The sequence below is a fragment of the Ochrobactrum sp. C6C9 genome (assembly GCF_022627935.1).
GTDB classification, from domain to species: Bacteria; Pseudomonadota; Alphaproteobacteria; order Rhizobiales; family Rhizobiaceae; genus Brucella; species Brucella teleogrylli.
In genome coordinates, this window is record NZ_JABXGB010000019.1 from 48,854 (window position 1) to 75,070 (window position 26,217).

A 26,217-nucleotide genomic window follows, 5' to 3' on the forward strand; every position below is an offset into this window, starting at 1 on the left:
ACGCTTAATCTCCCAGCACCTGTTTGTCGTCGCCATCCCTGGAGCGGACAAGCTCTTCCTTGATCTGTCGGAGAACATGCGCGGAGCGGTTACGGTCTGCATAGGCAACCATGTTTGCCAGAATGTCGATTGTGGCCAGATAGGCGTAGCGGGTGGATGTGGGACGGAAGATATTTTTGCCTTCGTCCAGATCAATTGCAATCAACACATCGGAAGCCTGTGCGACAGGCGAATTGCTCTGCGTTATCGCAATGGTGGGAATGGCCCGGGCGCGCAGCAAATTCATGCAATTCACCAGCTCTCGATCTCGCCCTGTAATCGATGAGCCGATGACAACCGTTCCCGGCTGCGCAGCAGCTGAGAGCATGTGGTTCATGCTGTGGTCCGTCGATGCATTGATGCGACAACCGAGGCGGAACAACCGGTTGTGGAGTTCATTGGCAATCATGGCTGAGTTGCCCGTCGCGCCGAAGGCCTGAATAAACTCAGCCCCACGGATCAGGTGGGCGGCCCGTTCTATTGCGGCGAGATCGAGTTGCCGGTGTAACTGGAAGAGCGCATTTTGCGCCTTGGTTATAATGTCTTCGGCGACTTCTTCCACCGAGCTGGTCTCGGTTTCCGGCATCAGATAGCGCAATCCGACATAGGTTATCTTTGCCAGTTGCACCTTGAAGTCGGAATAACCCTGACAGCCTATCCGCCGGCAAAACCGTGTTACGGTTGGCGGAGAAACGCCTGCCTTCTCCGCCAGTTCACCAATCGAGGAATTGACGACAAAATCGACATTTTCCAGCACCACGGCTGCGAGCTTTTTTTCGAGACCGGAAAGTTTGCCTTCCTTGTCCGACAATGCGTGAATGACGTCCATTGGAACTCCGGTCGAGAAGGAAACAGCGCTTTGCGGTCTCTTTTCCATATCCCTGCTGATGAAAAATAATTACATGACTATGGAAATTTTCCACGTTCTGATCAATGGTTATCTCTCACACGAGGTTAATCAAGAAAATAATATACACCGTCGACAACAATCGCGCACCGTACCCGAAGAGGCAATCCATGACGTTCCCTTGGCCAGAAGCAGGCACGCCTGTTGAAAATATCCCGACCCCAATGCCCATCATCGATGAAGACCGTATGGCCTCGAATATTGCGCGCGCGCAGGCTTATTTCGACCAGCACGGGAAGGCTTTTCGTCCGCATATCAAAACGCACAAGATACCTTCCATCGCAAGGCTACAGCTTGAAGCGGGCGCCAAAGGCATCAATTGCCAGAAGATCACCGAGGCGGAGGTTTTTGCCGAGGCCGGTTTCGATGACATTCTGATAACCTACAATATTCTCGGAGCTGCAAAGCTCGCGCGGTTGAAAGTGCTCAATGCGAAAATCGGCGCTTTAAAAGTGACTGTCGATAGTGAAGTCACGATCAAGGGACTTGCTGAAATCTTTGATGCCGAGCGACCGCTGACGGTGCTGGTGGAATGCGACACAGGTGGCAAGCGATGCGGTGCCCAGACGCCGGATGCCGTTGTGGCATTGGCTGAAGTGATCTCCGCCAAGCCCGGTCTTCGTTTTGCAGGCATCCTGACTTACCCGGCGGCGGGAGGCGCGGCGCAAGTCGAAAATTTCATCGTCGAGACGATGGAAAAGCTGGCCGCGAAAGGAATAGATTGCCCGATCCGGTCGAATGGCGGCTCGCCGGACCTCTATTCCGCGCATCTCGTACCGTCAGCGACTGAACACCGCGCTGGCACCTATGTCTATAACGACCGCAGCATGGTTAGGGCAGGGCACTGCACCAATGAGAATCTTGCCATGCATATTCTTGCAACTGTAGTTTCCAGACCCGCGCCGGGCAGGGCCGTGCTGGATTGCGGTTCCAAAGCTCTGACATCGGACCTGCTTGATTTTGTTGACCATGGTGTTATCGAAGGCTTTGAGGGCGCGCGGATTGTTTCCCTTTCGGAAGAGCACGGTGTGGTCGATCTGACGGATTGCAAACAAGATTTCGCGCCGGTGCGGGCTGTTGTTCGGGTCATCCCCAATCACACGTGTGTCGTCAGCAACCTGTTCGATCGCATTGTTTTTCATCGTGACGGTGTGGTGACTCGTGTTGAAGATGTTGCCGCACGTGGGACCGTTTGGTGAACTGTGCGCCAATGGTGGCGTGAAATGACGGCCTAACGCTGAAAAAAGTGCGCGGAAAACATGAAAAAGGAGCCGAATTTTTCGGCTCCTTTTTCATCTGATAAGTAAATTTATATCACATGGAGCATTGAGAGCCGCCTGAAAGGCATTGAATGGGCATGCATTTTCCGCTCATCATCGCGGTGTATCCGCCGCCGCTTCATGAAAATCAATTTCATAACTTTTCATCTTAACGCCGACGGCGCAGTTCATTGCGCGATATCCTGTTGACATGGACATTATTCGACGCATTATCAAGAAAATAAATTACAAAAATAATCAAAGGGCGAACACGAGGCGGAGACCACCATCATATCCCGATTTCAATTGTTGCGTCGGCATTGTCGCCGGTCTGCGTGAACTGTTTTTGCGACGCGACGTGAGTGACAAACCTGAAACGAGCGCGCGCACGGGCGTCGAGTTTTCCGCGCGAACAGATGCCGACACGACTTTTGATCAAGCCATACACCTGGAACCATACCATGCGCATATTCACGGCCTCGATGGCTACGGAAACAAATACGTTTTCACCCGTTCCAACGGATATGGAGGCGTTTAAGGCAGCCTTTTACGCCAAGCCCGGCGAGCACCCGGAAACGCCGACCTTGTGTTCATCCGTTGTGCCGATTTTGCGCCGTCGCGGCAAAGCTGAGGGCTTTACCGTTGTCGAAGGCACCTCGTGCTGGGCCGAGCCTGCGGGTCTCATTCAACGCCAGACCTATGAGACATTGCGCGATACCATACTGGCTGAACTGAAGGCCGCGCTTCCCTTGAATGCGGTTGTTCTCGGACTGCATGGCGCGATGGTGGCGCAGGGCTACGATGATCCGGAAGGGGACTTTCTGGAAAAAGTACGCGCAGTTGTCGGCCCTGATGTTCTGATCGCGGCGGAATTTGATCCCCATAGTCACCTAACTGCAAAACGTGTGGCCAATCTCGACGTCATGGCAACGTTTCTGGAGTTCCCGCATACGGATTTCGAAGAGCGCGGAGAACATGTCGTTGATCTGGCTCTCCGGACTCTGCGTGGGGAAATCGAGCCTGTCATTTCGACCTTCGATTGCCGCATGATCACCATTTATCCCACCAATCGCGAGCCAATGCGGTCTTATGTGGATCGCCTTGTGGCCCTGCAGGGCAAGAATGGCATCCTTTCCATTTCCGTAATCCATGGTTTCATGGCTGGCGACACGCCCGACATGGGGACACGGATTATCGTGGTTACCGATAATGACAAAGCCAAAGGCGACGAGCTTGCGCGTCAACTGGGCCATGAACTGTACCGTATGCGAAAGCTTACGGCCATGGAGATGCTTGATACGGAAACCGGTCTGGATCGCGTCCTGGAACGTCGCGCCAGTGACCCATCGCGTCCCGTTGTTGTTTCCGATATCTGGGACAATCCGGGCGGGGGCGTGGCGGGCGACGCTACCTATATTCTGCGCCGCATGTTGGAGCGCAAGCTCGACAATTTCGCGGTAGCCACCATCTGGGATCCTGTCGCGGTGGCTTTCTGTCATGCGGCAGGCGAGGGGGCTGAGCTCGAAATCCGTGTCGGTGGAAAGTCGTCATGGCAAGGCGGCGAGCCGCTCGATCTGCGTGTGACCATCGAGAAGGTCGTGGACGCAGGCTGGCAAAGCTTTCGCAACAGCCGGGTCAATCTGGGACGTGTCGCGGTAATCCGTCCTGTCGGAACACAGATCGATATCATTCTGATTACCAGCCGCTCACAGACCTATGAGCCGGACATCTTCTCCAATCTGGGGATCGATTTTGCGCGAAAGGATTTCCTTGTCGTCAAATCGACCAACCACTTTCAGGCCGGTTTCCAGCCTGTCGCCTCGGAGATTGTCTATATAGCGGCTCCAACTTCGTACCCGACCAATCCAGCGGTCACACCATATCGGAAAGCAAGTCTGGAACTCTGGCCACGGGTCGCCGACCCGCTCGGGCTGGACTAACCACAGCGAACACTCAGTCGGTTCGATTACATAAAAGGGGAGTAACCATGAAAAAACGTTTTCTGCTGGGGGCTACTGCAGCACTTCTATGTTCAAGCGTGATGGCTTTCGCGCAATCGTCGGATGGCGTTCTGACCATCGCAACCATCGGCGAGCCGCCAACACTGGATGCGATGCAGACCCCAACCGATATTGTCCTGACGATTGACCAGCATATTTTTGAGACGCTTTATACCTATGATGAACAGTGGAAGTCGGTTCCGTTGCTCGCTGCTGGCATGCCGGAAATCTCCGAAGATGGTTTGACTTACAAGATTTCCTTGAGAGAAGGTGTGAAGTTCCACGATGGCAGCGATTTTGACTCCAAGGACGTCGTCGCATCCTTGAAGCGATGGATGGAAATCAATTCCAAGGGCAAGCAGGTTGCTGGCATCGTAGAAAGCCTGAGCGAAGATGGCGACCGTGCGGTCATCATCAAACTCAAGTCGCGCTATGCGCCATTGCTGGCGACCTTGTCGCAAGCGTCGATCATCATTCCGTCCGAGACTATTGCCGACACGCTGACGCAGTTCGTCGGCACCGGCCCCTATGCGCTCAAGGAGCGCAAGCCCGATCAGTATACGCAGCTCGTGCGCTTTGACGACTATAAGTCTCCGGAAGGCGAGCCGAGCAATTATGCGGGCAAACGCGAGGCCATTGCCAAGGAACTGCGCTTTGTGCCCGTTCCCGATGCCAACACCCGCGTTGAAGGACTGATTTCCGGACAGTTTGATTTCGCAGACTCGCTTCCCGTCAGCGCCTATGAGCGTGTTGAAGCAAGCGGGAAGGCCAAACCAGTCATCTTCAAGAACTCGGGCTGGGCCTCCATGAATATCAACATGAAGGAAGGCGCGCTCGTCAAAAAGGAACTGCGTCAGGCGGTTCAGGCCGCGCTCAATGCATCCGACATGATGCTCGCAGCTTTCTCCGATGACCGTTTTTACAGCGTCGATGGCTCCATCTTCCCTGAAGGGTCGTTCTGGCACACTGAAGCCGGCGTGGCCCGCTATGGCGAAGGCGACCCTGAAACAGCTGCCAAGCTCCTGAAGGATGCCGGATATGATGGCACGCCGATCCGGCTCTTGACCAGCCGTCAATATGAGTTCCATTACAAGATCGGTGAGGTGGCGAAAGTCTATCTTGAAGCGGCAGGCTTCAAGGTTGATATGCAGGTTGTCGACTGGGCTACGCTGACGACGCGTCGCGCCGATCCGAAGGAATGGGATATCTTCATCACCCATTCGAATTTCCCAGGCGATCCGACAACGATCAACACCATCACGGATACATATCCGGGCTGGTATGTGTCGGACCAGAAAGCCAAAGCCGTCGCCACCTATATGGATGCGACGACCGATGAAGCAAAGCAGGAGGCGTGGGCAGGCATCCAGACCGTCATCTATGATGACGCACCGCTCTATAAGGTCGGCAATTTCAATGCAGTTTCCGGTGTTGCGGATGGGGTTGCCGGTTATACGCCAACCTACTGGCCGCATTTCTGGAATGTAGTCCCGAAGAAGTGAGGCAGACCATGTCGAGGATCGCCCGGGCACTGTTGCACCGCTTGATAGGCATGGCCGTCGTGCTTGCCCTTGTCGTGACAGTTGTATTCGTCATTGTCCGGGTTACGCCAGGCGATCCCGCTGCCGTCATGCTGGGGTCTGACGCGACCCCGCAGGACATTGCAGATTTGAGAGCACGGATGGGGCTGGATGCGCCCCTTCTGGTGCAATACGGCCAGTTCGTGCTGGGCATTTTCCAAGGCGATCTTGGTCAGTCCATCTTTCTCAACCAGCCGGTGACGAAAGCCCTTGCTTCGCGTGCGGAGCCGACATTCTTTCTCACGCTGTTCTCCATATTGATCGCGGTGCTGATCGCCTTGCCGGTCGGGGTTTTCTCAGCCGTGAAACGAGGAACCTTCTTCGATCAGACTGTAGTCGTGCTGACCATGGTGGCTGCAAGCGTGCCAAGTTTCTGGTTGGGCTTGCTCCTTATCCAGATTTTCGCGGTTCAATATGGCTGGTTCCCGGCATCCGGTTATGGTGGTCCCGACACGAGCTTTCTGGAACGCCTGCACCATCTGATCTTGCCTGCCGTGGCGCTTGGCGTGGTCAATTCCGCACTCATCACCCGCTTTACCCGGGCAGCCATGCTTGATGTGCTGGGGGACGATTATGTGCGTACGGCGCGGGCAAAGGGCGCCACCGAAGGCCGCGTGATCCTGAAGCATGCCTTCAAGAATGCACTTGTACCCATCATCACCGTCATTGGACTTTCCATCGCAATGCTGGTCGCGGGGGCGGTCGTTACGGAGACGGTATTCGGTCTGCCGGGCATTGGAAATCTGGTGGTATCGGCGGTGCTGCGCCGCGACTATCCGGTGATCCAAGGAACGCTGTTGGTCGTGGCCGCTATCTATGTGCTGATCAATTTTGTGGTCGATATGCTCTATATTCTCGTAGATCCGAGGGTACGCCTGTGACGCTCGCTTCTTTCTCCATGCCCTTTGCGTCGGGCTTTCGACGTCTGTTCGGCAATCGGGCGATCTTGCTCGGTGCGCTGATCCTGCTCGCCGTGGTGCTGGCAGCTATTCTCGCACCTTGGGTTGCGCCTTATGCTCCGAACAAACTTTCTATCGTGAACAAGCTTCAGGGCCCTTCCTGGAAGCATATTTTCGGCACTGATGAATTCGGACGCGATATTTTCTCGCGCGCGATCTTTGCAGGACGCGTTTCGCTGCTCGTCAGTCTTGGCGTGGTTGTAATCTCGACCGTTCTGGGCGTCATACTCGGCGTAACGGCCGGATATTTCCGCAAGCTGGATACGCCTATCTCCAGACTGCTCGACGCGATGATGTCCTTCCCGGATATTCTGCTTGCGATTGCGCTTGTTGCAGCACTTGGCCCTTCGTTGATGACCGTTATCATTGCGCTTGGGATCACCTATGCGCCACGCCTTGCGCGTATCGTCCGCGGCTCGACATTGGTGATCCGCGAGATGCCCTATATCGAGGCGGCAATTTCGCTGGGACTTCCCACCTGGCAGATATTGTTGCGTCATGTCCTGCTCAATCTGGCCTCTCCCATTCTGGTACAGGCAACATTCGTCTTCGCATCGGCAATGCTGGCAGAGGCAAGCCTGTCGTTCTTAGGCGTTGGCGTTTCGGCGGATATGCCGACCTGGGGAACCATGTTGGCATCGGGACGGGAATATATGAACAACGCGCCTTGGCTCATGCTGTTTCCCGGCCTTGCCATCGTCTTCTCCGTCCTCTCGCTGCAACTTGTCGGCGATGGCCTGCGCGATCTGGTTGATCCGCGTCTCGCGAAGGAAAGCTGACCATGCATCTAGAGTCCAGCAGTGATACCCGCCCGGTTTTATTGGTTGAGAACCTCACGACCTCGTTCAAGACCGCAGAGGGTTGGCGGCCCGTCATCCGCGATATCAATTTCCATGTGAATGCTGGCGAGACGGTTGCCATTGTCGGCGAAAGCGGATCAGGAAAAAGTGTCACCGCGCTTTCCACGATGCGATTGCTGCCGCCTGCAAAATCAAAGTCAGAAGGCCGAATTCTGCTCAATGGGCGCAATCTTCTGCAAGTATCGGAAGCGGAAATGCGTTCGGTGCGCGGCGGCTCCATAGGCATGATCTTTCAGGAACCGATGACATCGCTCAATCCCGTCTTCACGATTGGCAATCAATTGGCCGAGGCTTTGGTGCTTCATCAAAAACTGAGTTGGAAGCAGGCTGAAGAGGAAGCTGTTCGCCTCATGGAGCGCGTTCGCATTCCAGCAGCCCGATCCCGCTTGAAAGAATATCCGCATAAATTTTCCGGTGGCATGCGCCAGCGGGTAATGATTGCGATGGCGCTTGCGTGCCGCCCAAAGCTTCTGATCGCCGATGAACCGACGACAGCGCTGGACGTGACAATACAGGCCGAAATCCTCCATCTCATTCGTGAATTGCAGCAGGAAGAGAACATGGCCGTTCTCTTCATCACGCATGATATGGGCGTGGTTGCAGAGGTCGCAGATCGCACAGTGGTCATGTTCCGTGGCGATATGGTCGAGACTGGTCGTACGGAAGAACTCTTTGCTGCGCCGAGAGAAATATACACAAAATCTCTGCTCGCTTCCATTCCCCGGTTGAGAACCATGGGAGACGCAACGGCTCCAAAACGGTTCCCGGCAGTCGATCCGAAAACCGGACAAGCTGCCGAGGGCTCGCAGACAAAGCCCCTGCCTGCGGATCGAGCACCGCTTCTCGAAGCCACCAATATTGTGGTTCGGTTTGAACTTCCAAACGGTCGCATTCACGCCGTTGAAGATGTTTCTTTCGACCTTCGCCCCGGAGAGACACTGGCACTCGTAGGAGAATCCGGTTGCGGGAAATCGACAACCGGTCGCACGATCATGCGTCTGCTGCAGCCGACATCTGGAAGTATCGTCATTGATGGACAGGACGTGACCAAGCTTGGTGCGTCGCAGTTGCGCGAAATGCGGCGCAATGCGCAGATGATTTTCCAGGACCCTTTTGCCTCGCTCAATCCGCGCATCCGCATTGGCGCGGCGATTGCCGAACCCATTCTGGCCCACAAGATGATGGGCAAAGGCGAAGCGAGGGCGCGGGTTGCAGAACTGCTGGAGCAGGTAGGGCTTTCGGCTTCGGTTGCAGACCGCTTTCCGCATGAATTTTCAGGCGGACAAAGACAAAGAATTTCCATCGCGCGCGCTTTGGCGTTGAAGCCAAAGCTGATCGTCGCGGATGAGGCGGTGTCGGCGCTCGATGTTTCGGTCAAGGCGCAAGTGGCCAATCTCCTGCTTGATTTGCAGGAGCAGCATGATCTTGCCTATCTCTTCATCAGCCATGACATGGCTGTCGTTGAGCGGATCAGCCACCGCGTGGCAGTGATGTATCTCGGCGAAATTGTCGAGATTGGTCCGCGCGAAGCGATCTTTGGCAACCCCCAGCACCCATATACGCGCCGTCTTATAGAGGCCGTCCCTATTCCCGACCCGGCTTCACGAGGACTGGTGCGCCCGGAACTTGGCGAAGAAACTAAAAGCCCATTGCGACCGCTCGATTATGTTCCGCCGAAACGCAACTATATCGAAGTTTCTCCTGGGCATTTGGTGCAGGATTTCACGGAATGGGGCGGACGCTTATCTGCTGCGTGAATGATAGCGACCTCAATCGTTGAATAAGGAGCATGACATATGAACAACGAAAAACTGATCCGTTACGAGACGGCTGACAATCAGGCAGGCGGTCAGCGCCGCCCTTTTGCAAAAGCGGTTCGGGCCGGCGATTTCGTTTATGTCTCCGGACAGGTGCCAACGCTCAACGGTGAGGTGGTGGTGGGCAATATCGTTGCCCAGACCGAGCAGGTGATCACCAACATCAAGGACGTGCTGGCTCTCGCGGACTGTACTTTGGCTGATGTCGTGAAGGTGAATGTCTGGCTGGATGATGCGCGCGATTTCTCCAGCTTCAATGCTGTGTTCCAAAAGCACTTTATCGACCATCCGCCAGCGCGTTCCACGGTGCAATCGCCATTGATGGTCGACGCCAAGGTGGAAATGGACGTCATCGCCTATAAGCCGTTGGCATAAACGATAGTAATCTTCGGCAAGACAATCTTGATTTGGCTTGCCGAAATATCCGTCAGTTGTGATCCAATACCCGCGACAGGCGCAAGGCAGCCAGCGTGCAGATTGCACCGGATATCAGATACCCGCCGATGAAAATTATCCCAAGGCTGCTTGCAAGGCCAAGAGCGACGAGCGGGGCAAAAGCTGCTCCGACGAGCCAGGCAAGATCCGATGTCAGTGCCGCACCGGTATAGCGATAATACTGCGTGAAACGGGAGGAGACCGCACCAGAAGACTGGCCGAATGTCAGCCCCAATACGCCGAAACCAATCAGGATATAAGCATCTTGTCCCGCGCTGCCCGCATCGAGAAGGAAGGGCGCGGAGAAGCTGAATATCGCGATGATGATGGCGCCGACCATCAATTCGCTGCGTCGTCCGATGCGATCGGCGACAAAGCCCGACAAGATGATGCCGATGACGCCGATTGCAGCGCCAGCTACCTGCACCCAGAGGAAACGTTCTGCCGGCTGCGTTCCTGAAAGGACAACCCAACTGAGTGGAAAAATCGTCACAAGATGGAACATGGCGAAGCTTGCCAGCGGCACGAATGCGCCGAGCAGGACGTCGATGCTATGCTTGCTCAGCATTTCAAACACCGGTCGCGGCTGCAATTCCTGCGCTTCCATGGCTGCGCCGAATTCACTGCTCGCAACGATGCGAAGGCGCGCAAAGAGCGCGACTACATTGATCGCGAAGGCAACGAAGAATGGATAGCGCCAACCCCAAGCGAGAAAGTCTGCTTCGCTGAGATTATGTACGAAATAGGCGAAGAGAATGCTGGCGAGCGCAAAGCCGATAGGCGCTCCCAATTGTGGTATCATTGCATACCAGCCCCGTTTATTCTGGGGCGCACTCAGGCTGAGCAGCGAAGCCAGACCATCCCAGGCACCGCCAAGGGCGAAGCCTTGGCCCAATCGGAACAGGGCAAGCAGGAACACGGCCCAATAACCGATCGTCTCATAGCCGGGCAAGAACGCGATAGAAGCGGTTGAGCCTCCCAAAATAACGAGGGCGAGCGTGAGTTTTGTTCCTCGTCCGTAATGGCGGTCAATCCACATGAAGATGAAGGACCCCACCGGACGCGCAATGAATGCGAGCGAGAAGACGGCAAATGACATCAATGTCGCCGACACCGCATCAGGCGCGAACGGGAAAATCAGCTTGGGGAAAACCAGAATGGACCCGAGCCCATAAACGAAAAAATCGAAGAATTCGGATGTGCGACCGATGACGACACCGATGGCGACGTTCCCCGGAGACAAGGGTTTTCCGTCGCTGTGGATGCGTCGCGCGTCTTGTTCAAGACCTGTCGATGTCGGCGTGGCGGACGAACTCATGAAACTCTCCGAGGGAAACGTATCATGTGCTTTATGATGTCGCACGGTGGCACGATATCAAGGAACAGGGCAAAAAAAAAGCAGATATAGTTGCTTAAAAGCTCCTTTGCCGTGAAAATTTCATAAACTGAAAAATGGGTCTTCCCGAAATGCGATTGTGCCTTATCATGATTAAAGGAACAGAATGTAGGTCGGGTTTAACATGGACGCATTCTTTAGTTTCATACGAAATACGATACTGGCCTCACTTTTTTTGGGGCTGGCCGGGTGTAATATGGTCGTCATGTCCCCGTCAGGAGACATTGCAGCCCAGCAGCGGGACCTTATCGTCATATCGACGATCCTGATGCTGATCATTATTGTGCCGGTTATTTTCCTCACGCTTTTCTTTGCGTGGCGATACAGGCAATCCAATAGTGCAGCTAAATACGATCCTGAATGGCATCATTCCACCGCGCTGGAAGTGGTTATCTGGACCGCGCCCTTGCTCATTATCATTGCATTGGGTGCGATTACATGGGTCAACACGCATAAGCTTGACCCCTACAGGCCGCTGGACAGAATAGACAGCACACGACCGGTCGAGGCGGGAACAAAGCCGCTGACGGTGGAGGTTGTGGCGCTCGACTGGAAGTGGCTGTTCTTCTATCCGGAGTACGGTGTGGCCACAGTCAACGAGATGGCGGCCCCCGTCGACAGGCCGATTGATTTCAAGATCACCGCCTCGTCTGTAATGAATTCCTTTTATATTCCAGCACTTGCGGGCATGATTTACGCTATGCCCGGAATGCAGACACGACTGCACGCGGTGATCAATAAGGCTGGTGAATATGAAGGTTTCTCATCGAACTACAGCGGTGAAGGCTTTTCACATATGCGCTTCCAGTTTCACGGTCTCGATGATTCCGGCTTCGACACTTGGATCAGTCAGGTCAAGCAGAACGGAACCGCGCTGAACCGCGATACCTATTTGAAGCTCGAAAAGCCCAGTGTCCGGGAGCCCGTTCGATATTTTGGGGCAGTCGAAAACGGGCTTTTTCAAGCCATATTAAATATGTGCGTTCGTTCCGGCCAGATGTGCATGAGCGACATGATGCATATTGATCGAATGGGCGGCGGTGGCATCGACAGTCGTGAAAACAAGGCGAAGCTTGAACACGACAATCGATATAGCCAAGACGAAACACAATCGGGCGGGGCGGTCGTTCCAGCCACCCCGGACGCAAAACAGGAGCAGGGCCATGACATGCACAACATGCCTTGAAGCTGAATTGCGCCTCAGTCCTACATACAAGACCACACAGTTGGAAAAGCGGCGATCGCTTCAGATATAACTTCGGGAATGTTCTATCATGATTGGCGGAAACAGTCCTACGAGTATGATTTTCGGGCGTCTCTCTCTTGAGGCGATACCCTATCACGAACCCATCCTTTTGCTGACCTTCATCGTGGTAGCAATTGGTGGGATCGCCATTGTTGGGTTGATTACCTATTTCAAGCTGTGGGGTTATCTCTGGCACGAGTGGTTCACCAGCGTGGACCACAAGAAGATCGGCATCATGTATGTCGTTCTGGCCTTGGTCATGCTTTTGCGTGGCTTTGCGGATGCGATCATGATGCGTATCCAGCAGGCTATCGCCTTTAATGGTTATGAGGGCTATTTGCCGCCCCATCACTACGATCAGATATTTACCGCCCATGGCGTGATCATGATCTTCTTCATGGCCATGCCATTCGTGACGGGCCTGATGAACTATGTGGTGCCGCTTCAGATCGGCGCGCGGGACGTGTCTTTTCCGTTTCTCAATAATTTCTCATTCTGGATGACGACCGGCGGCGCAATCATCATCATGATGTCGCTTTTTGTTGGAGAGTTTGCCCGCACGGGCTGGCTGGCTTATCCACCCTTGTCCGGTATTGATTACAGTCCCGATGTCGGGGTCGATTATTATATATGGGGCTTGCAGGTTGCGGGGGTCGGCACTACCCTGTCGGGCATCAATTTGATAGCCACAATCGTGAAGATGCGCGCGCCGGGCATGTCGTTCATGAAGATGCCGATATTCACCTGGACGTCTTTGTGCACCAACATTCTCATTGTGGCAACGTTCCCCATTCTCACTGCAACGCTCGCACTGCTATCCCTGGACCGTTATGTAGGGACAAACTTCTTCACCAACGATCTTGGTGGCAATCCGATGATGTATATCAACCTCATCTGGATATGGGGGCACCCGGAAGTCTACATTCTCGTTCTGCCTGCATTCGGCATTTTCTCCGAGGTGGTGGCGACATTCTGCGGCAAGCGCCTGTTCGGTTACGCTTCAATGGTCTATGCGACCTGCGTTATCATGATCCTCTCCTATCTCGTGTGGCTGCATCACTTCTTCACCATGGGGTCGGGCGCGTCTGTCAATGCGTTCTTCGGCATAACGACGATGATCATCTCCATCCCCACGGGCGCGAAGATGTTCAACTGGCTCTTCACGATGTATCGGGGACGCATCCGCTATGAAGTGCCGATGCTATGGACGTTAGGGTTCATGGTGACATTCGTGATCGGCGGCATGACTGGCGTGATGCTCGCCATTCCACCTGCGGATTTCGTGTTGCATAATTCGCTCTTTCTCATTGCGCATTTTCATAATGTGATTATTGGTGGCGTTGTCTTCGGACTCATGGCGGGACTTGTCTACTGGTGGCCGAAGGCCTTCGGATATAAACTCGATCCATTCTGGGGCACCATGAGCTTCTGGTTCTGGCAGATCGGCTTTCTTTTTGCTTTCATGCCGCTCTACGTTCTGGGCCTTAAAGGCGTTACGCGCCGCGTCAGCCAGTTTGAAGATCCATCGTTGCAGATATGGTTTGTTCTGGCTGCCTTTGGAGCGTTTCTGATTGCGCTCGGCATTGCATCCTTTCTCATTCAGCTGGTGGTCAGCTATTTGAAGCGGGAACAACTGCGCGATCTGACTGGCGATCCATGGGGCGGACGGACGCTTGAGTGGTCAACATCATCACCGCCGCCGGACTATAACTTTGCTTTCACCCCTGTCGTGCATGATCACGACAGCTGGTATGACATGAAAAATCGCGGCTACGAGCGCCCGCTTACTGGCTATCGCCCCATCCATATGCCGCTCAATACGGGTGCTGGCGTAGTTCTTGCCGGGTTGAGCGTCGTTCTTGCGGTTGCCTTGATCTGGTACATCTGGTGGCTGGCGATTGTGTCTTTCGTTGCTTTGCTGTTCGCCGCGATCGGGCACACATTCAATTATAAGCGTGACTTCTATATCCCCGCTGAAGCGGTGACGGCGACAGAAGATGCACGTTCAAAACTTCTCGCTGAACAGGTCGCACCATGACAGAAACACATCTGGACCAAACCGAGAAGCCGCAGTTTTATCTGACGGAAGAGCATCATCCGGAAAACAGCACCATGCTGGGCTTCTGGCTCTATCTGATGAGCGACTGCCTGATCTTTGCTGTTCTCTTTGCTACCTATGGCGTGCTTGGTCGCAACTACGCTGCCGGACCGTCGCCGGCAGACCTGTTTGACCTTAATCTGGTGGCAATCAACACTGCAATGCTGCTTTTGTCATCCATCACATATGGTTTCGCCATGCTGCAGATGCAGCGCGATGACAAGACGGCAACGCTGTTCTGGTTGGGCATTACCGGCATTTTCGGCGCATTGTTTCTTGCAATCGAAATTTATGAATTCAGTCATCTTATTCGCGAAGGCGCCGGGCCGGGCCGTTCGGCATTCCTATCCTCATTTTTCACGCTCGTTGGCACCCACGGACTGCACGTCACCTTCGGCATCATCTGGTTGGTCACGCTGATGTTGCAGGTCGTACGTCATGGCCTGATTGTCGAGAACCGCAGACGATTGATGTGCCTTTCGATGTTCTGGCATTTTCTCGACGTTATATGGATTGGCGTATTCTCCTTTGTATATTTGTTGGGAGTTCTGGGATGAGCGTACAAGGCGAGTACCACGGAGCCCAATCGGGCCATCACGACAATCATGGGTCGGGCGCGGACGAAGTCCATGCGACCTTTGGCGGATACATGACAGGCTTTGTCCTGTCGGTTATTCTCACCGCCATCCCATTCTGGCTCGTCATGGGCGATGTCTTCGCCAGCAGGCAGTTGACTGCCATGCTGGTCATGGGCATTGGCGCTGTCCAGATTGTTGTTCACATGGTCTATTTCTTGCACATGAGCCCCCGCTCCGAAGGCGGGTGGACGCTGATGGCGCTGATCTTTACACTCATCATTGTCGGCATCGCACTGGCTGGATCACTTTGGGTTATGCATCACCTCAATGAGAACATGATGCCGATGAGCCCGGAAATGATGAAGAATATGCCTTAGCTGCTTCGTTCGAATGTCATGATCCCGTCGGTGACTTAAGGATTCTATGGGTTTTGTAGGAAGCTGTGGCAATTCCGGCTACATTTGTTGAATATGCCTGTGTAACGAATAAACAGGCGGGAAACAAATGCTGACATTGCGACAAATCGAAGTGATCCGGGCCATCATGGTGACCGGGACGATTGCCGGCGCGGCCAAGCTCTTGAATGTCTCCGCTCCGGGCATCAGCAGACTGATGAAATATTCAGAAGATTCGCTTGGCATCCGGCTCTTCGACCGCCGTGGCGGGCGCTATGTTCCAACGTCGCAGGCCCGCAACATCTTCGATTTGTTGGATACGGTGCATCGGAAAATCGACGACCTGCAATCGGCTGTTGCAGATTTAAGCAAAGGCAAAGCGCAGGAGCTTTGCGTGGCTTCCGTGCCGAGCATCGCCAATGTCATGGTGCCGCGTGCTGTGGCAAAGGTACGGGAGCGTTACAGCGACCTCATCCTCGACCTGAACATTCTCAAAATCGAAGAAGCCGTTGATTATCTTCTGTTAGGGCGCGGTGAGATCGTTGCAATATCATCGCGCTTCGAGCATCCGCTGATCAAGTTCGAGCCGCTTGCGAAGGGCCGATTGCTTTGCATTGTGCCGGAAGCAAATCCGCTGGCTTTGAGGGAAAAGATAACGCCGGAGGAAATGTCGGAATATCCGCTGATCGGCATTAATCCGAAAGATCCATATGGAGCAATCATGGCGGCAATGTTCACCAATGCGGGCCTCGATTATCGCATGAATATCAAAGCCCGTTTTGGAACGACCGTGTGCAGTCTGGTGGCGGCAGGGCTCGGCATTGCAATCATCGACGAGTTTACCGTCGCGCATGGCGTGGTACGGGGGCTGAAGAGCATTCCAATTGACGCCGAGAGCGCCTTTCATACTTACATCGCCTACCGCAACGATCTGCCGCTTTCCGTCTACGCCGAACATTTCATTGATGTGCTGCGTCAGGAGATGAATGCTGTGAGCTCATTCAGTCGCAAAGACTGATGCGTGTGAATTAACATAATGTTATGGATTGCTGTTGATTTGGTAGGCGATATTATCTCCACCATTCGCTAAGCTGATCATGGAGGACGCAAGAACGAGCGCGCAGACCGGGATCAGTACAGAAATGACGCATGACAATAGTGCCCGACATTTGAAGGACTTGAATCCGTTTCCTAATGGAGCATCTCGTCTTTTCCCTGTGGTGGGCGACCCGATTGAGCAGGTGCGTTCGCCAGAAATCATGACGGAACTGTTTCGGGCGCGCGGTGAAAATGCGGTTGTTGTTCCATTCCATGTCTCATCATCCGGTCTGTCTGCCGTTTTCAGCACATTAATAGAGGTCGATAACGTCGGCGGCTTGCTGGTGACGATACCGCATAAGCAGCAGGCCTTTCAGCTCTGCACAGGGCTAACGGACAATGCGGTTTGCATTGAGGCGGTCAATGTCGTTCGACGGGCCGAAAATGGTTGGTATGGCGACAATACGGATGGGGTCGGCTTTCTCAACGGGATTGAGCGGGAAGGGTTCGATGTCCAGGGGAAAACTGTGCTCCTCGTCGGGTGCGGCGGTGCGGGAACGGCCATTGCGCTGGAAATGCTGAGGCGGGGTGCCGCCCGCCTCGCTATTCACGATGTTGACGGAGAGAAACGTGATTCTGTGATCCGCAAGCTTGATGCTCGTTATACGGGTAAGGTCGCTATGGGGAGCGACGATCCATCCGGGTTCGATTTGATTGCAAATGCGACACCGATGGGCATGAAATCGAACGATCCCTTACCGGTAAACGTAACAAAGTTGCGTTCAGAGCAGTTTGCTGCTTGCGTGATTACCAAACCGCACGTATCGCCATTTATTGAGGAAGCTAGAAAACGGGGCTGCCAGACGATGATTGGTGCTGGAATGTTCGATGCGCAGGCGGAGGTCCTGGCGGATTTTCTGACTGGTCACGACGGGCATCTGCACCCTAGCGGTCGCGCTCCGTTGCCGACGTCCACGAAAGGGTAGGCTTATCTCTATATCTTGATCTCTATGAACTTAAGGGGAGGAACTAAAATGCATTATCGTAAGAAACTTCTGGCGCTGTCGACGGCGATATTCGCGACTGTCGGAGCTGCACAGGCGGAAGACGTGGTCAAGCTCGGCATGGTGGTCGAACTGTCCGGTCCGGGTGCTCCGGCAGGCACGAACTGGCGCGATGGCATCAAGATCGCAATCGACGAAGTCAATGCTGACGGGGGCATTCTCGGCAAGAAGGTCGAACTGAGTGAATATGATACCCAGACCGATCCGCAGGTCTCGCGCGCACTGGTGCAGAAGGCCATCGACGACGGCGCTTATGCCATTCTCGGCACGATCTATTCCGGCTCAACCATGGTCAATATGCTGGTTGCTCAGCAGAACAGCATTCCGCAATTCGTCGGTTCTGAATCGCCGAGCATTGTCGAAAAGGGCAACCCTTTCGTGTTCCGCACCTCGACCGGCGCTCAGAAGGGCGTTCCAGCACTGACGTCCTACTTCACGGACACGCTGAAGGCGAAGAAGGTCGGTGTCGCGTGGCTCAACAACGAATTCGGCAAGGGTGGCCATGACGTTTTCGTTGAGGAAATGAAGAAGGCGGGGATCGAAATCATTGCCGACGTTGCCTCCGAGCAGGCGCAAACTGACTATGCCGCCGACGTTGCCAAACTGAAGCAGGCCAATCCCGAGGCGATCTTCGTCTACATGAACCAGGAAGAGTCCGCGCGTTTTCTGATCGAAGCCAAGAAGCAAGGCCTGAAAATGCCTCTGGTTGGCGAAGTGACGCTGACGGAAGCCAAGGTGGTTGAGCTTGCCGGTGGTGCGGCTGACGGTGCTATCGCGCATGTCGGCATCACCGCTGCCGCAACCGAGGTGCCGGGTATCGGCGAATTCTCCAAGAAGTTCGAAGAAGCCTACAAGCGCAAGCCAACGCATGACGCGCTCAAGGGCTATGTCGGCGTCTGGACCACCAAATATGTCACCGACATGGTGGGCAAGCTCGACGGGGAAGCATTTGCTGAAAAGATGCATGGTCTTTGCCTGAAGGCGGCTGATTATCCGAAAGTGCTTCTCGACACCTGCTGGGATGACCGCGGAGAAATGTCCCGCCCAAGCTTCATGGTTCAGGTGAAGGGCGGTGTGCCGACGGTCATTGGTACTGTCCCGGCAAACTGATCAATCCTTTCAGCAGAGGCGGCGGCCTGGCTGCCGCCTCAGACGGGTAAAGTCATGTCCCAGTTTCTACAGGTTTTGTTATCCGGTCTTGCGACCGGCTCCATTTACGCACTTGTTGCGATTGGTTTCACGCTGGTTTGGCAAGCAGCCCAGACCGTGAACTTCGCGCAGGGTGAATTCGTGATGCTGCCGGCGTTCTTCGTTCTGGCGGCAATGACCATTTTCGGCGTGTCGTTCTGGCCTGCTTTGCTCATCGGGCTTGTGGCCGCCTTGATCGTGCTTGGGCTTCTGTTCAAGAAGCTGATCGTTGAACCCATTCTGCCCCATGGGGGTATCACGCTGATCATCGCAACGATGGTTTTGGGCATCTTGCTGAAAGAGAGCGTGAAAGAGTTCTATTCGGCAGAAGCGCAACCGTTCCCGTCAATGTTCCCGAACGATCCCATTGATGTTTTCGGCGCGGTCCTTTCGCTGCGAGACATGCTCAATCTGGGATTGTCGCTGGGTATTGTCGTTTTGCTGACATTGTTCCTCAACCGGACACGTACGGGGCGCTGCATGCAGGCAACAGCGCAAAATCCAGCGGTGGCTGAGATACTCGGCGTCAATGTCAAGCGCATGATCCTCTATACGTTTCTGATCAATGCGGCTCTGGCGGCGCTTGCGTCCTATCTGATCAGCCCAGTCTATCTCGCCAAATTCTCCAATGGCGAAACGCTTGGCCTTATCGCCTTCATCGCGGCCATCGTCGGCGGTTTCAACCAGATCCGTGGCGCGCTCGTTGGCGGATTGCTGATCGGCGTTCTCGATAATCTCACGGCGGCTTATGTTACTGCGCAATATCGCGCGGCGCTGCCGCTGGTATTGTTGATCGTGATCATCCTCGTGCGGCCACAGGGCATCATGGGCACTTCCGAGGGGAGGACCGTGTGATGACCGCGCATAAACGCAATATTTCTATTGCCATATTGTTGCTCTTATCATTGCTCGCACCGATTGGGCAGGGCAACTATATCATCTATGTGCTGACATCCTGGCTGATCTTCTCCATTGCCGCGATGGGGCTTAACCTGACGCTTGGTTATGCAGGTCAGATCTCACTGGCGCAGGCTTCCTTCATGGCGATTGGCGCCTATACGACAGCGCTCCTGACACTGGCCGGATGGCACTGGTTTCTGGCAATGCCGATTGGCCTCGTCCTGTGTTTCATTGTCGGCCTTGTGCTGGGATATCCAGCTCTGCGCGTCAAAGGACACTTTCTGGCCTTTGTGACGCTTGCGTTCAACACTCTGGTCTTTCTGGTGTTGCGCAACGAAGAATGGTTGACCGGCGGCAATTACGGTCTTGTCGGCATGCCGCGTCCTGATCTTGGTCTTTTCGCAACGACCAAGCAGATGCCATTCTACTATTTTACGCTTGGCGTGACGATCATAGCCGCGTTGATCATGTGGGGCATTGTGCGTTCCCCTTGGGGACGCGCCTTTAAAGCTCTGCGCGAGAACCCGATCCGCGCTGAAAGTCTGGGGGTAGACACGCGCCGCATCACGCTTCTGGCGTTTGCCATCGGCTCGGTCTATGGCGGGCTTGCCGGATCGCTGATCACACCGCTGGTTCAGTTTATCGAGCCGGGTTCCTTTGGTCTCGTCCATTCACTGCGCATTTTGCTGATGGTCGTTGTGGGTGGTGCAGGCTTCTTCTTCGGCCCCTTCATCGGAGCCGCAGTCGTTATTCTGCTGCCGGAAGTGCTTCGCTTCACGGAAGGCTACTATCTGATCATTTATTCCGTACTGGTGATTGTCATGCTGGTCTTCGTGCCTTCGGGTTTGATCGGAGTGTGGGGCAAGTTCCGCGAAAAATTCTGGCCGAAGCACCAAGTGCGCGGTGACATGAGCGAAGGAGCACGGCTGAAATGAGCAGTCCTGTACTTTCCGTACGCAATATCGAGAAGCGTTTCGGCGGCATTCACGCCGTTCGCGATGTGTCCTTCGACGTCAATCAGGGTGAGATACTCGGGCTGATCGGGCCGAACGGTTCCGGCAAGTCGACTCTGTTCAACTGCATTCTTGGCCAGCTTCAGCCCAATGGCGGTGAAGTGCAGGTCAACGGCAAGAACGTTTCCGGCATGCGGGCATCCGACCTCAGCAAGCTTGGCGTCGGACGCACTTTCCAGCAGCTTTCCGTCTTCCCGAAGATGTCCGTGCTTGAGAACATCATTCTGGCAGGTCAGGAACACAAGGGAACCATGGTTTCCCGGCTGTTTGGACCGGGCGATGCCGGACTGACCGAAGAAGCGGAACAGATGATTTCGTTCTTCCGTCTCAACCATCTGCGTGATGAATTGGCAGGGTCGCTTTCTTATGGCCAGCAAAAGCTGGTCGATGCGGCGATGGCGTTCATGGCAGGCCCCAGTCTTGTTCTGCTCGATGAACCGGCCGGCGGCGTCAATCTGACGATGCTTGCCAATCTCAAAGATCGTTTGGTCGCCTATAATGCCGAACATGGAACGACTTTCGTGGTCATCGAACACAATATGGAGTTCGTCATGAGCCTTTGCACGCGGATTATTGTGCTGGCGGAAGGCCGCATCATTGCTGAAGGCAAACCCGAAGAAATCCGGTCAAACCAGATGGTTATCGACGCTTATCTGGGAGGATGACATATGCTTGAACTCAAAGACCTTCACGGCGGCTATGGCAAGATCACCATTTTGAACGGCGTGTCTTTCTCCATTCCAAAGGGCACCATCACGACCGTGATTGGGCCTAATGGAGCCGGTAAATCGACCGTATTCAAGGCGATCTTTGGCCTCCTGAACATCCATTCGGGGCAAATCCTGCTGGACGGAAAAGACGTCACCCGCAATACGCCGCGCCAGATGATCGCCAACGGCGTGACCTATGTGCCGCAAGGGCGCAATGTCGTGCCGCAGCTTTCCGTCTACCACAATCTTGAACTTGGGGGCATCACATCGCCCGATCCTGCCAAGGTCCGCGCCCGTATCGAACAGGTCATGGACCAGTTTCCTATGCTGCGACAGTTCCGCGACCGCAAAGCAATCGAGCTGTCAGGCGGCCAACAGAAGCAGTTGGAGGTCGCCCGCGCTCTTTTGCTTGATCCGAAGCTCATTTTGATCGATGAGCCGTCCATCGGTCTGTCACCCAATCTCGTTCAAGAGGTGTTTCAAACACTTATTCGCCTGCGTGATCAGGGCGTCACCATCCTGATGGTCGAGCAGAACGCCAAGGCAGCACTTGCCATGTCGGATTACGGTCTGGTTCTCGAGCTCGGGCAAACGCGGATGCACGACGAAGCCGCAAAGCTTCTTGCTGATCCGCGCGTGGGGCAGCTGTTCCTTGGCGGACATGTCGAGCTTGATAATCCAAAAGCGCCGATAGCAGCACCAACCCTTTAAATGCGGATATACGGTAAACCGGACCGGGAGAGACTCTCATGAAAACTTCGATAGCAACGGTTTCGATCAGTGGTGATCTGCCACAGAAACTCGAAGCCATTGCCAAAGCTGGCTTCGACGGTGTCGAGATTTTCGAGAACGACTTTCTCACCTTTGAGGAAAGTCCGCGTCAGGTGGGGCGTATGGCACGCGATCTGGGACTGGAAATCACTCTGTTCCAGCCGTTCCGCGATTTTGAAGGCATGCCTGAACCATTGCGCAGCCGTACGTTCGACCGCGCCGAGCGCAAGTTCGATCTTATGCAGGAACTTGCTACAGACCTCGTACTGGTGTGCTCGAATGTATCGCCGGTGGCCATGGGCGGGATTGATCGCGCTGCCGATGATTTCCGCGAGCTTGGCGAACGTGCCGCCCGCCGCGATTTGCGCGTGGGTTACGAGGCGCTCGCCTGGGGTCGCCACATTAATGATCATCGCGATGCCTGGGAGATTGTGCGTCGCGCAGATCATCCAAATGTCGGTCTGATCCTCGACAGCTTTCATACGCTTGCGCGCAAGATCGACGTGAATTCGATCCGCTCCATTCCAAAGGAAAAACTCTTCATCGTTCAGATGGCCGACGCGCCGCTGATCGATATGGATCTGCTTTACTGGAGTCGTCATTATCGCAACATGCCGGGCGAGGGCGATCTGCCGGTTCTCGATTTCATGCGCGCAGTAGCCGCCACCGGTTATGACGGCTATTTTTCGCTGGAGATTTTCAACGATCAGTTCCGTGGTGGGTTGCCCGCGTCTATCGCCGCCGATGGCCGTCGCTCGCTGATCTATCTTGGCGATCAGGTCCGCCGTGTGGAGCCGGAAAACCGGCTTACGGTGACCCAAATGCCCGCGAGAGCCAAAGTGGATCGGGTTGGGTTCATCGAATTTACCGCGCATGCCGAAAGCGCCGATAAACTCGCATCGGTGCTCGGCGCTCTTGGTTTTCAGCTGGCGGGCAAGCATCGCTCCAAGGATGTCGTGCTCTATCGTCAGGGCCACATCAATCTGGTCGTCAACACTGATATACGCGGCTTCGCAAGCTCGGCCTATGCTGTTCACGGCACGACGGCCTATGCCATGGGCCTCGTTGTCGATGATGCTGCGGCGGCGCAAGCACGCGCGATTGCCTTGGGCGCAGAGCCATTCGAACAGCCGCTCGATCCGGGCGAAATTGGCATGCCAGCAATACGCGGTGTTGGGGGCGGTCTTATTTATTTCCTTGATGAAAAGACCGATCTTGCTCGTATCTTCGACATTGAGTTCGAACCTGTCGCGGAGACCGGCAACTCTCAGGGCGTGGGCCTCACCCATATCGACCATGTCGCGCAGACGATGAAGTTCGACGAACTTCTGACCTGGCTCCTGTTCTACACGTCGCTTACGGAATCGCGAAAATCGCCTATGGTCGACATTGTAGATCCGGCTGGTGTCGTGCGCAGTCAGGTCGTGGAAAATGACAGCGGATCACTGCGCATCACGCTCAATGGCGCTGAAAACCGGCGTACACTGGCTGGCCGCTTCATTGCAGAAACCTTTGGTTCCGGCATTCAGCATCTGGCCTTCGCGACCGACGATATCTTTGCAACCGCTGCCGCGTTGAAAGCCAATGGTTTTCACACGCTGGAAATTTCGCCCAACTACTATGACGATCTTGAGGCACGACTTGGCCTCGATCCGGATTTTACGGACCAGTTGAAAGCAGCCAATGTTCTTTATGATCGCGATGAAACCGGCGAATATTTTCAATTGTACAGTCCGACAGACGATCAGGGCTTCTTCTTCGAGGTCGTGCAACGGCGCGGCTACAAGGGTTATGGGGCCGTGAACGCCATCTTCCGTATCGCGGCTCTGAGGCGCTATCTCAGACCCGAGGGCATGCCGAGAATGGTGCTTTAAGGCAAATCCCGACACGACCACGATCCGCTGCCTAATATTTCAGTTTCGCGCCGCAGACCTTTAAGTCTTTGCGGCGCGTTTTATCATTATGGAAAACTATTTTAACCCACCTCCCTGACGCCAATCAAACCTTCCTTGATAAAGTCTATATAAATTGTAGGTTTTTCGCGAATGTGAGAGACCATGAATATAGATACAGTAGAAATATCAGCGGACGTGCTTGTGATCGGAGGGGGACCAGCCGGGTGCTGGGCCGCTTGGAATGCAGCTGCCAGGGGCGCGAGCGTCGTCCTTGTCGAAAAGGGTTATGTCGGCACCAGCGGCGCCACGGCGGCAGGCAATACCACCACGATATACACCCATCGCGGCACCGCCGAGCGGAGCGCGACCGTTGCCCAAAGGGTGCGGCTCGGGCAGGGCCTCGCGGAACAGGAACGTATTGAGCGCGTGCTTGACCGGACTGTCGAGAACCTCGATCTGCTCGCCCAATGGGGCTACAATTTTCCAACTTACGAGGATGGCAGGCCCTATCGCGGAATGCTGCGCGGTCCGGACTATTTGCGGTTCATGCGACAGAAGCTGATCAAGGCGCACGTGCGGGTTATCGATCATTGCCCGATAGAAGAATTGCTTGTGTACGACGGTGCGGTTGCAGGTGCAATAGCGCGATATCGGCGGTCGGGTGAGTTGCTGCACATCCGCGCTGGCGCGGTGGTCATTGCGACAGGCGGCTGCGCGTTTCGCAGCGGCGCGCTTGGCACGAACAACCTCACCGGCGATGGTTATCTCATGGCCGCGGAAGCTGGTGCTGTTCTTTCAGGCATGGAGTTTTCCGCCCAATTCGGTATTTCGCCAGCCTATTCAAGCGTTACGAAAGGCGTGGTGTATTTCTGGGGCACTTTCAGCGACGAGCAGGGCAATGAACTTTCCTCGTTAGGTGACCGCCAGAGCGTTGTCGCGCGCGAGTTGATCAAGGGACCGGTCTACGCCGTTCTGGATAAAGCGCCACCGCGTTTGCAAGAAGGATTTCGTCGCGGCCAGCCGAATATCTTTGTGCCGTTTGATCGCATGGGGATCAATCCCTTCACTGAGCGCTTTCCAATTACCCTTCGCCACGAAGGGACGGTTCGCGGCACCGGTGGTCTCAAGATCGACGGTCGCGCAACGACAACGATCCCCGGCTTGTTTGCTGCCGGAGACGCGGCAACCCGGCAGGGAATGTCGGGCGCGTCCAGCGGGGGCGGCGGCCCAAACTCCAGCTGGGCGATGGCGACAGGTTCCTGGGCTGGCGAGGATGCCGCGAAGTTCGCTCAATCGCTGGGCGCGAACTGGCGCGACAGGGAAGTGCGTTCCGCCAATGGTCAATTGAGAGAACGGGCAGATCATGCGACCCGCGATGTCGATGCAGTTTTGAACGACGTTAAGCAGCAGGTTCTTCCGCTGGATGGTAGTTTCTTCCGAAACCATGATCGGTTGTCGGTAGTGTCCGAAAAACTGGCCTCGCTTTGGCAGGACGAAAGCTGGCGATTGCACCGCACGACGAAGGTGCGAGAGGTCGAAGCGCTTATCGCGACTGCCCGATGGGCGACCCAAAGTGCGCTGTTACGCAAGGAAAGCCGTGGCTTGCAGCGCCGCACGGATTTCCCGGAGACGAACCCGAATATGGCAAAGCCAATTGACTCCGGGGGCATTGAAAACATCTGGGCTTCGTTTGAGACGGATAATCAAGTGAGGGCAGCGTCATGATAGAGATCGTCAGTGAAGATCGCTGCATCAAATGCGACCTGTGTGTCGACGCCTGCCCGGACAATGTGTTCGATGCGGTTCCCGACAGCGCGCCCATCATCGTGCGCCAGTCGGACTGCCAGACCTGCTTCCTGTGCGAGCTTTTCTGCCCAACCGACGCGCTCTACGTATCACCGCTTTCCGAGGCGATTGAAGGCGCGACCGAGAGCGAGCTGATTGCGCGTGGCGTGATGGGCAGTTTCCGTCGAGAGATGGGATGGAAAAATGCCAAGCCGCGCGGAACGGCTGGCGACTGGAGTTACCGGATCTTCGAGACCGGAAAAATCATACCCTGACTGGAGAAA

Annotated in this window: 23 protein-coding genes; 21 read left to right on the top strand and 2 right to left on the bottom strand. The window is 54.9% G+C overall.

All coding sequences use genetic code 11. The features are described 5' to 3' along the window. Positions 1-4 precede the first annotated feature (4 nt). Positions 5-868 carry a MurR/RpiR family transcriptional regulator gene (locus HWD97_RS15865; RefSeq protein WP_109366010.1) on the bottom strand — a complete coding sequence of 288 codons (864 nt, stop codon included), beginning with the start codon at positions 866-868 and terminating at the stop codon, positions 5-7. Between the two features lie 188 nt (positions 869-1,056). Here HWD97_RS15865 and HWD97_RS15870 point away from each other — a divergent pair, with 188 nt between their 5' ends. From HWD97_RS15870 to HWD97_RS15900, 7 genes are all read left to right on the top strand, one after another. Then, positions 1,057-2,145 carry a D-TA family PLP-dependent enzyme gene (locus HWD97_RS15870; RefSeq protein WP_371835242.1) on the top strand — a complete coding sequence of 363 codons (1,089 nt, stop codon included), beginning with the start codon at positions 1,057-1,059 and terminating at the stop codon, positions 2,143-2,145. 521 nt (positions 2,146-2,666) lie between these two features. After that, a complete protein-coding gene (locus HWD97_RS15875; protein ID WP_371835243.1) occupies positions 2,667-4,145 on the top strand; it encodes a M81 family metallopeptidase in 1,479 nt (492 codons plus the stop codon). A 47-nt stretch (positions 4,146-4,192) separates the two neighbouring features. Continuing rightward, positions 4,193-5,707, top strand: a complete 1,515-nt coding sequence (locus tag HWD97_RS15880; RefSeq protein WP_371835244.1) for an ABC transporter substrate-binding protein — start codon at positions 4,193-4,195, stop codon at positions 5,705-5,707. A gap of 8 nt (positions 5,708-5,715) precedes the next feature. Next, positions 5,716-6,666, top strand: a complete 951-nt coding sequence (locus HWD97_RS15885) for an ABC transporter permease (RefSeq protein ID WP_371830807.1) — start codon at positions 5,716-5,718, stop codon at positions 6,664-6,666. After that, positions 6,663-7,523, top strand: a complete 861-nt coding sequence (locus tag HWD97_RS15890) for an ABC transporter permease (RefSeq protein ID WP_371830808.1) — start codon at positions 6,663-6,665, stop codon at positions 7,521-7,523. Before HWD97_RS15885 ends, HWD97_RS15890 begins: the two co-directional genes overlap by 4 nt. A 2-nt stretch (positions 7,524-7,525) precedes the next feature. Then, a complete protein-coding gene (locus HWD97_RS15895) occupies positions 7,526-9,361 on the top strand; it encodes an ABC transporter ATP-binding protein (RefSeq protein ID WP_371835245.1) in 1,836 nt (611 codons plus the stop codon). Between the two features lie 39 nt (positions 9,362-9,400). Then, complete coding sequence (locus tag HWD97_RS15900; protein WP_339441330.1) at positions 9,401-9,796, top strand: Rid family hydrolase; 396 nt, start codon at positions 9,401-9,403, stop codon at positions 9,794-9,796. A 52-nt stretch (positions 9,797-9,848) separates the two neighbouring features. Here HWD97_RS15900 and HWD97_RS15905 read toward each other — a convergent pair whose 3' ends face one another. Next, positions 9,849-11,174, bottom strand: coding sequence for an MFS transporter (locus HWD97_RS15905; RefSeq protein ID WP_109366003.1), 1,326 nt, complete (start codon positions 11,172-11,174; stop codon positions 9,849-9,851). 202 nt (positions 11,175-11,376) lie between these two features. Here HWD97_RS15905 and cyoA point away from each other — a divergent pair, with 202 nt between their 5' ends. The 14 genes from cyoA (at position 11,377) to HWD97_RS15975 (ending at position 26,208) form a co-directional block, all read left to right on the top strand. Further along, positions 11,377-12,438, top strand: coding sequence for a ubiquinol oxidase subunit II (cyoA, locus tag HWD97_RS15910; protein WP_371835246.1), 1,062 nt, complete (start codon positions 11,377-11,379; stop codon positions 12,436-12,438). An 88-nt stretch (positions 12,439-12,526) separates the two neighbouring features. Next, complete coding sequence (gene cyoB / locus HWD97_RS15915; protein WP_371835247.1) at positions 12,527-14,536, top strand: cytochrome o ubiquinol oxidase subunit I; 2,010 nt, start codon at positions 12,527-12,529, stop codon at positions 14,534-14,536. Next, a complete protein-coding gene (gene cyoC / locus HWD97_RS15920) occupies positions 14,533-15,153 on the top strand; it encodes a cytochrome o ubiquinol oxidase subunit III (RefSeq protein WP_109366000.1) in 621 nt (206 codons plus the stop codon). The genes cyoB and cyoC overlap by 4 nt, the downstream gene beginning before the upstream one ends. Continuing rightward, positions 15,150-15,551 carry a cytochrome o ubiquinol oxidase subunit IV gene (gene cyoD, locus HWD97_RS15925; RefSeq protein WP_371835248.1) on the top strand — a complete coding sequence of 134 codons (402 nt, stop codon included), beginning with the start codon at positions 15,150-15,152 and terminating at the stop codon, positions 15,549-15,551. Before cyoC ends, cyoD begins: the two co-directional genes overlap by 4 nt. Before the next feature lie 127 nt (positions 15,552-15,678). Then, a complete protein-coding gene (locus tag HWD97_RS15930; protein ID WP_371835249.1) occupies positions 15,679-16,587 on the top strand; it encodes a LysR family transcriptional regulator in 909 nt (302 codons plus the stop codon). Between the two features lie 124 nt (positions 16,588-16,711). Then, on the top strand, positions 16,712-17,593 hold the full coding sequence (locus tag HWD97_RS15935; RefSeq protein ID WP_371835250.1) for a shikimate dehydrogenase: 882 nt from the start codon (positions 16,712-16,714) through the stop codon (positions 17,591-17,593). 48 nt (positions 17,594-17,641) lie between these two features. Then, on the top strand, positions 17,642-18,781 hold the full coding sequence (locus tag HWD97_RS15940; protein WP_371835251.1) for an ABC transporter substrate-binding protein: 1,140 nt from the start codon (positions 17,642-17,644) through the stop codon (positions 18,779-18,781). A 54-nt stretch (positions 18,782-18,835) separates the two neighbouring features. After that, entirely contained in the window at positions 18,836-19,714 is an 879-nt protein-coding gene (locus tag HWD97_RS15945) for a branched-chain amino acid ABC transporter permease (protein ID WP_124915459.1), read from the top strand. Then, complete coding sequence (locus HWD97_RS15950; RefSeq protein ID WP_371835252.1) at positions 19,714-20,694, top strand: branched-chain amino acid ABC transporter permease; 981 nt, start codon at positions 19,714-19,716, stop codon at positions 20,692-20,694. The genes HWD97_RS15945 and HWD97_RS15950 overlap by 1 nt, the downstream gene beginning before the upstream one ends. Next, on the top strand, positions 20,691-21,437 hold the full coding sequence (locus tag HWD97_RS15955; RefSeq protein ID WP_140025283.1) for an ABC transporter ATP-binding protein: 747 nt from the start codon (positions 20,691-20,693) through the stop codon (positions 21,435-21,437). Before HWD97_RS15950 ends, HWD97_RS15955 begins: the two co-directional genes overlap by 4 nt. Positions 21,438-21,440: 3 nt before the next feature. Continuing rightward, positions 21,441-22,193: an ABC transporter ATP-binding protein gene (locus HWD97_RS15960; RefSeq protein ID WP_124915462.1), complete on the top strand. Its 753-nt coding sequence runs from the start codon at positions 21,441-21,443 to the stop codon at positions 22,191-22,193. Positions 22,194-22,231: 38 nt separating this feature from the next. After that, positions 22,232-24,127 (top strand): bifunctional sugar phosphate isomerase/epimerase/4-hydroxyphenylpyruvate dioxygenase family protein, encoded by a 1,896-nt coding sequence (locus tag HWD97_RS15965; protein WP_124915463.1) that lies wholly within the window; start codon positions 22,232-22,234, stop codon positions 24,125-24,127. A 183-nt stretch (positions 24,128-24,310) separates the two neighbouring features. Then, positions 24,311-25,873, top strand: a complete 1,563-nt coding sequence (locus HWD97_RS15970; RefSeq protein WP_371835253.1) for an FAD-dependent oxidoreductase — start codon at positions 24,311-24,313, stop codon at positions 25,871-25,873. Continuing rightward, positions 25,870-26,208: a ferredoxin family protein gene (locus tag HWD97_RS15975; RefSeq protein ID WP_109365989.1), complete on the top strand. Its 339-nt coding sequence runs from the start codon at positions 25,870-25,872 to the stop codon at positions 26,206-26,208. Before HWD97_RS15970 ends, HWD97_RS15975 begins: the two co-directional genes overlap by 4 nt. Positions 26,209-26,217: the final 9 nt, after the last annotated feature.